Source organism: Calothrix sp. CBUCES-K 9914 (assembly GCF_059640475.1).
In genome coordinates this window covers 1-6689 of sequence record NZ_JBXXZH010000371.1, presented here as the reverse complement: position 1 = coordinate 6689, position 6689 = coordinate 1, and the positions used below count along the sequence as shown (strand labels likewise).

Below are 6689 nucleotides of genomic sequence, written 5' to 3'. Positions count from 1 at the left end.
TTGGCTTTGGCGCTAATGTGGGCACAGGATTAGCTTTAGTTTGCCGGTACTTTGGAACTGATGCAGTAGCAACAACTGGCTCTTGTACAACTGGTTGAGTCACAGCAGGCAGCGCCCTTGGAAGTGCAGGTTGATCAAAATGTTCTTGCGAATCCAAAAAGTTGCTTAACCCAGACACTTGTAATCTTGATTCTGAGAGCTTCAACTCCTTAAGTAGTTTATCTTTCTGCTGTAAATGATCTTCAAGACTAGATAACTGTTGGTAATACTGTGACGATTTACGAGCAGAACTCCGCCATCCACCAAGTGCAGCAACTCCAATCCCAACTCCAAAACTCAAAACCGTTACGAATACGACATATGGAGGAGCAATATCCCTGATTCTGCCATCAAAAACAGGTTCTTCTTCATATCGAATTCCAACTGGCTTATCGCCCATCATCGCTAAAGGGAAGTTCATTACTGAAAAAACCCCAGCTGCGGCAATGACTGGCGGTAAGATAAATTTTCCTAGTGCTGACAGGCTCATGTTTTATTTGTGTTCTGTTAGTTGTTGAAAATAATATACGTCTGCGCGAGCGCAATCACAGCAATCACTTTGTAAAAAATATACCAGACTATATTAGATTTATTTTGGGCGTTAAGTGTATATGATTACTGCTTTAGTATTTAATTTACTCTGTAATTCTTTGGTTTTCAATATATTGAGGATGAAGAAAGCTATGCATTGATTAAAATTTTGATGAACTTTCCTCCAGAGATAATGTATCAATTATGTAGTTATACTCATCTAAACTTTTTATGTAATATCACGGGATTGAAAGCAGCTTTATTTCTGCTCATTAAAATTAGCCATTCTACAATAGCTTGTAAAATCTTAATTTTTAATTGCTGTTTATGACTTACCCTTTATAATCTTACAAAAATTACGAATAATTATTAGTAATTATATGGTTAGCTATTGATAAATTTATCCTGGTAAAATCACACAAATTACTTTAATAACTTTCGTGCGTTAATTTTTTATTCACGTGTTACTACTGCCTTGATTATGAATTTTTGACTCAAAAAATCACAAATCACACCAAAACAGACTTTAACCTTCGTGCAGCAATGCATTGGTACTACGCGAAGTGTTAAAATATTCTTAGATAGTCGTGACTATAAAACTAAAGGTGGAAGATTTATCTTGCGGCGATCAAACAGTACAATAAAACTAGAGCTACCTGCTGTAAGTAGCTGCATTCCCGTTATTTTGCTGACGCTGATATTTGGAGCGCAAAGCGGACGGTATGGAATACAGTGGAACAGGCGCCTCCTTGTCAAGGTAATAACACCATCAACAAAAAAATTTTGTTGATATCTTTACATTGTCAAAAAAAGTGCTATATTAGTAAATCTAGTAGTGTGTGTAATCTTGTAGATATTATTTTTCTGGAAGTTAACAGTGGCGAATAATAAGTCAGCTCTAAAACGTGCCAAAATCGCAGAACGCAACCGGATGCGTAACAAGTCCTATAAGTCGGCGGTAAAAACGCTGATGAAAAAATATTTCGTGGCTCTGGACGCTTATACCGCAAATCCGAGTGAAGATACAAAGAAAGATGTCATGGATCGGATGTCGGAGGCTTACAGTAAAATTGATAAGTCCGTCAAACGCGGCGTACTTCACTCAAACAATGGTGCCCGCAAAAAATCTCGACTTGCACAGCGCTTAAAATCCGTATCGCAAACAGCAACCGCTTAGGCAATTATCTTGGCTTTAAGCTTCGTCGGCTTGAACGGAAGCAATTGCGGCTAAGTAATTCATGAAAGTACACAATGCAACTGATTGATACCCATGTACACCTCAACTTCGAGGTTTTTCAACAAGATTTTGCTTCTGTACGCTCGCGATGGCAAGAAGCAGGTGTGGTACATTTAGTCCACTCGTGTGTCGAGCCATCTGAGTTTTCTGGCATTCAAGCAATAGCGGCACGTGTTCCTGAACTGAGCTTTGCTGTTGGCTTGCATCCTCTTGATGCTTCAAAGTGGACTCCTGAAACCAAGGAGGAGATTTGGAGGAATGCAAAATCTGACTCAAAAGTAGTGGCAGTTGGAGAAATGGGGCTAGATTTCTACAAAGCAGACAACTATGAGCAGCAGATACACATATTTGAGGCACAACTTGAAATTGCAACCGATTTGAATTTACCTATAATTATTCACTGTCGTGATGCAGCCGCTCAAGTTAAAGAAGTTCTGCAACGTTGGAAAAATATCAAAGGTGAACGATTACGGGGTGTCATGCATTGCTGGGGTGGAACACCAGAAGAAACTCAATGGTTTGTGGATTTGGGGTTTTATATCAGTTTTAGTGGTACCGTTACCTTCAAGAATGCCTTGGATATTCAATCTAGCTGTAAGATTGTCAGTCCTGAACGACTTTTAATCGAAACCGACTGCCCTTTCCTGGCGCCCGTTCCAAAACGAGGAACAAGACGAAACGAACCATCATTTGTGCGCTATGTTGCCGAACATGTTGCCGCATTACGCGAAGAACCTATTGAGGTGATAGCTGCTCAAACAACCCAAAATGCTTGTCAACTTTTTGGATTAACACTATAAAGTCAATTTATACTATATAATTAGTCTGACTTCACAAAAAAAATTAGATGGAGGACAAAGTATGCTAAAATTAATCCCTCCAAAAAAGGCTTGCTTGCGGCATAATAGTAGATGTTGCAAATTGAAGCTGTATGCTGTCTGTTGATACAACTACTAACTATTGGCATCTAGACATTAGCCAGTGAATCGCCGCTCATTATTACATTCAACTTCCCACACACGATAAGTTAAATATATCAAAATTTTATACTCTGTCAGTAATAATACGCCCGATTGTAGCAGATTACACAGAAACCACCTTCGACCAGTAGGGGTTTTCCAGCTTGGTTGAATAGTGTGTGTTATTCGTAAAAACGACGCGCTTTTTGGAGGGGAAGTGAGCAAAGTAAAGATACATTTTCGATCTGGCTCTCAATTTGGATTGAAGGAGCTAATTCCTAGTTTTCGGTTGTATTTATCTTCAGTAAGGGTACTAACCACGCAACGCCGCATTCACTAACATCTATAAGCTTATCCATGCTCCATTGATATGGAGTATTGAACGGCATGGCAATATGGATACCAAAAAAGAGTAATTGTACTGGTTGTATCCATTCTTCAGTTTAATCATACGATAAAGGTAGAGGCATGACTAACGATTCGATAATGGAACCCGCTTTTCTATTGCCCGACTTGATTGCAATTCAACGGTCAAGTTTTCGTTGGTTTTTGGAAGAAGGGTTGATAGAAGAATTAAACTCCTTTAGCCCAATTACTGATTACACAGGCAAACTCGAACTGCATTTTTTGGGTCAAAATTACAAGATGAAGGAACCCAAGTACAGCGTAGACGAGGCAAAGCGACGCGATAGTACCTACGCCGTACAAATGTATGTACCTACTCGCTTAATTAACAAAGAAACGGGTGAAATTAAAGAGCAGGACGTATTTATTGGTGATTTGCCTTTAATGACAGACCGAGGCACTTTTATTATTAACGGTGCTGAACGGGTTATTGTTAACCAAATCGTTCGTTCTCCAGGCGTTTATTATAAATCAGAAATCGATAAAAATGGGCGCCGTACTTATTCAGCTTCGTTGATCCCCAACCGAGGAGCTTGGCTAAAATTTGAAACAGACCGTAATGATTTGGTCTGGGTACGTATTGATAAGACTCGTAAGTTGAGCGCACAAGTATTACTGAAAGCGCTTGGCCTATCAGACAACGAAATTTTTGATGCTCTTCGTCACCCTGAATACTTTCAGAAAACAATCGAAAAAGAAGGGCAGTTTTCTGAAGAAGAAGCTTTGATGGAACTGTACCGAAAACTGCGGCCAGGTGAACCTCCAACTGTATTAGGAGGACAACAACTGCTCGACTCACGGTTCTTTGATCCTAAAAGATATGATTTAGGAAGAGTAGGTAGATATAAACTCAATAAGAAGTTGCGCCTTTCTGTTCCTGAACCAGTGCGCGTTTTAACTCCTACCGATATATTAGCAGCAGTTGATTACCTGATCAACCTCGAATTTGACATTGGTAACATTGATGACATTGATCATTTAGGTAATCGACGAGTCCGAAGCGTAGGGGAATTGCTACAAAACCAGGTTCGAGTTGGACTCAACCGTTTGGAGCGGATTATTCGCGAACGGATGACAGTATCGGATGCAGAAGCTTTAACTCCAGCTTCTTTAGTTAACCCAAAACCGTTGGTTGCTGCTATTAAAGAATTCTTTGGTTCTTCGCAGTTGTCGCAGTTCATGGATCAAACCAATCCTTTGGCAGAATTAACCCACAAACGGCGCCTTTCTGCACTTGGTCCTGGTGGTTTAACTCGTGAGCGTGCAGGGTTCGCGGTGCGTGATATTCACCCCTCACACTACGGACGAATTTGTCCAATTGAAACACCTGAAGGTCCAAATGCTGGTTTGATTGGTTCTTTGGCAACTCACGCGCGTGTCAATCAATATGGCTTCTTAGAAACACCTTACCGTCAAGTTGATAACGCGAAAGTTCGGTTGGACTTACCCGTTGTGTACATGACCGCAGATGAAGAAGACGATTTGCGGGTCGCAGCAGGTGACGCAATGACTGACGAAAACGGTTATTTAAAGGGACAAGTCCCTATCCGCTATCGTCAGGAGTTCTCTACAACAACCCCCGAACAAGTAGACTGTGTTGCTGTATCACCCGTACAGATTGTCTCAGTTGCTACAAGTATGATTCCATTCTTGGAGCATGATGACGCGAACCGTGCGCTGATGGGTTCCAACATGCAACGTCAAGCCGTACCACTATTAAAACCAGAACGTCCGTTAGTTGGTACAGGTTTGGAAGCACAAGGCGCCCGTGACTCTGGGATGGTAATCGTATCCCGTACAGATGGTGACGTAACATATGTAGATGCTACCGAGATTCGCGTCCGACCACGAATCAAAAATGCCGATGGCGAAATTTCCACTCGTACATCAGATACAAAAGAAATAAAATATTACCTCTCCAAATACCAGCGCTCAAACCAAGATACTTGTTTGAATCAGAAACCATTGGTACGGATGGGCGAAAAAGTAGTTGCTGGGCAAGTACTTGCTGATGGTTCTTCTACCGAAGGTGGAGAATTAGCGCTAGGACAAAATATTGTCGTCGCTTACATGCCTTGGGAAGGTTACAACTACGAAGACGCAATTTTAATTAGCGAACGATTAGTACAAGATGACATATACACCTCAATCCACATTGAAAAATATGAAATTGAGGCACGCCAAACCAAACTAGGTCCTGAAGAAATTACACGAGAAATTCCCAACGTTGGGGAAGACGCATTACGTCAACTCGACGAACAAGGAATCATCCGTATTGGCGCCTGGGTAGAATCTGGAGATATTCTCGTAGGTAAAGTCACACCTAAAGGTGAATCTGACCAACCACCCGAAGAAAAATTATTACGAGCAATATTCGGCGAAAAAGCTCGTGATGTACGTGATAATTCATTGCGTGTACCTAACGGGGAAAAAGGACGGGTCGTTGATGTCCGCTTATTTACCCGTGAACAAGGCGATGAACTACCTCCAGGCGCGAATATGGTAGTACGTGTCTACGTAGCACAAAAACGTAAAATTCAAGTTGGTGACAAAATGGCAGGGCGCCACGGGAATAAGGGAATTATTTCCAAGATATGCGCTTTGGAAGATATGCCTTACTTACCAGATGGCAGCACAGTCGATATTGTGCTTAATCCTCTGGGTGTGCCTTCACGGATGAATGTGGGACAAGTATTTGAATGTTTACTTGGTTGGGCAGGTCACAACTTAGGAGTACGTTTCAAGATTACCCCATTCGACGAAATGTATGGAGAAGAATCTTCAAGGGGCATTGTTCACGGAAAGTTACAAGAAGCGCGCGATGAGACGGGTAAAAATTGGGTGTATAACCCTGATAATCCTGGCAAAATTATAGTTTATGACGGTCGTACAGGCGAACCATTTGACCGCCCAATAACGGTTGGTGTGGCTTATATGCTCAAGCTTGTACACTTAGTAGACGATAAAATCCACGCGCGCTCAACTGGTCCTTACTCGCTTGTTACCCAGCAACCTTTGGGTGGTAAAGCACAGCAAGGTGGTCAGCGCTTCGGGGAGATGGAAGTTTGGGCACTTGAAGCTTTTGGCGCCGCGTATACCCTGCAAGAGTTGTTGACCGTAAAATCCGACGACATGCAAGGACGCAACGAAGCTTTGAACGCAATAGTCAAAGGCAAAGCAATTCCACGTCCTGGTACACCTGAATCATTCAAGGTACTAATGCGCGAGTTGCAATCGTTAGGCTTAGATATTGCGGTTCACAAAGTCGAAACCCAAAACGATGGAAGCTCTCTCGACGTTGAAGTCGATTTGATGGCAGATGTTGGAAACCGTCGTACTCCACCACGACCCACCTACGAGTCGCTATCAGTACGCGATGCTGACGAAGAAGAGTAAAAAGTGCTGAGTGCTGAGTGCTGAGTGCTGAGTGCTGAGTGCTGAGTGCTGAGTGCTAGGTGCTGAGTGCTGAGTGCTGAGTGCTGAGTGCTGAGTGCTGAGTGCTGAGTGCTGAGTGCTGA

3 protein-coding genes and 1 pseudogene are annotated in these 6689 nt (G+C 42.2%); 3 read left to right on the top strand and 1 reads right to left on the bottom strand.

The window, feature by feature from the left end:
- Positions 1-529: pseudogene (locus AC2JBO_RS41510) on the bottom strand (hypothetical protein); the annotation flags it as partial.
- A gap of 918 nt (positions 530-1447) precedes the next feature.
- Here AC2JBO_RS41510 and rpsT point away from each other — a divergent pair.
- From rpsT to rpoB, 3 genes are all read left to right on the top strand, one after another.
- The gene (rpsT, locus tag AC2JBO_RS41505; RefSeq protein WP_496959464.1) at positions 1448-1747 is read left to right on the top strand and encodes a 30S ribosomal protein S20; all 300 of its coding nucleotides are present in this window, start codon (positions 1448-1450) and stop codon (positions 1745-1747) included.
- Positions 1748-1821: 74 nt separating this feature from the next.
- Positions 1822-2607 (top strand): TatD family hydrolase, encoded by a 786-nt coding sequence (locus AC2JBO_RS41500; RefSeq protein WP_496959463.1) that lies wholly within the window; start codon positions 1822-1824, stop codon positions 2605-2607.
- 627 nt (positions 2608-3234) lie between these two features.
- Complete coding sequence (gene rpoB, locus AC2JBO_RS41495; RefSeq protein ID WP_496959462.1) at positions 3235-6567, top strand: DNA-directed RNA polymerase subunit beta; 3333 nt, start codon at positions 3235-3237, stop codon at positions 6565-6567.
- The last annotated feature ends 122 nt before the right edge of the window (positions 6568-6689 follow it).

Bases quoted from the DNA above. Each gene is read 5' to 3' on its own strand.
- AC2JBO_RS41500 (WP_496959463.1), top strand. From the start codon at position 1,822: ATGCAACTGATTGATACCCATGTACACCTCAACTTCGAGGTTTTTCAA.
- rpoB (WP_496959462.1), top strand. From the start codon at position 3,235: ATGACTAACGATTCGATAATGGAACCCGCTTTTCTATTGCCCGACTTG.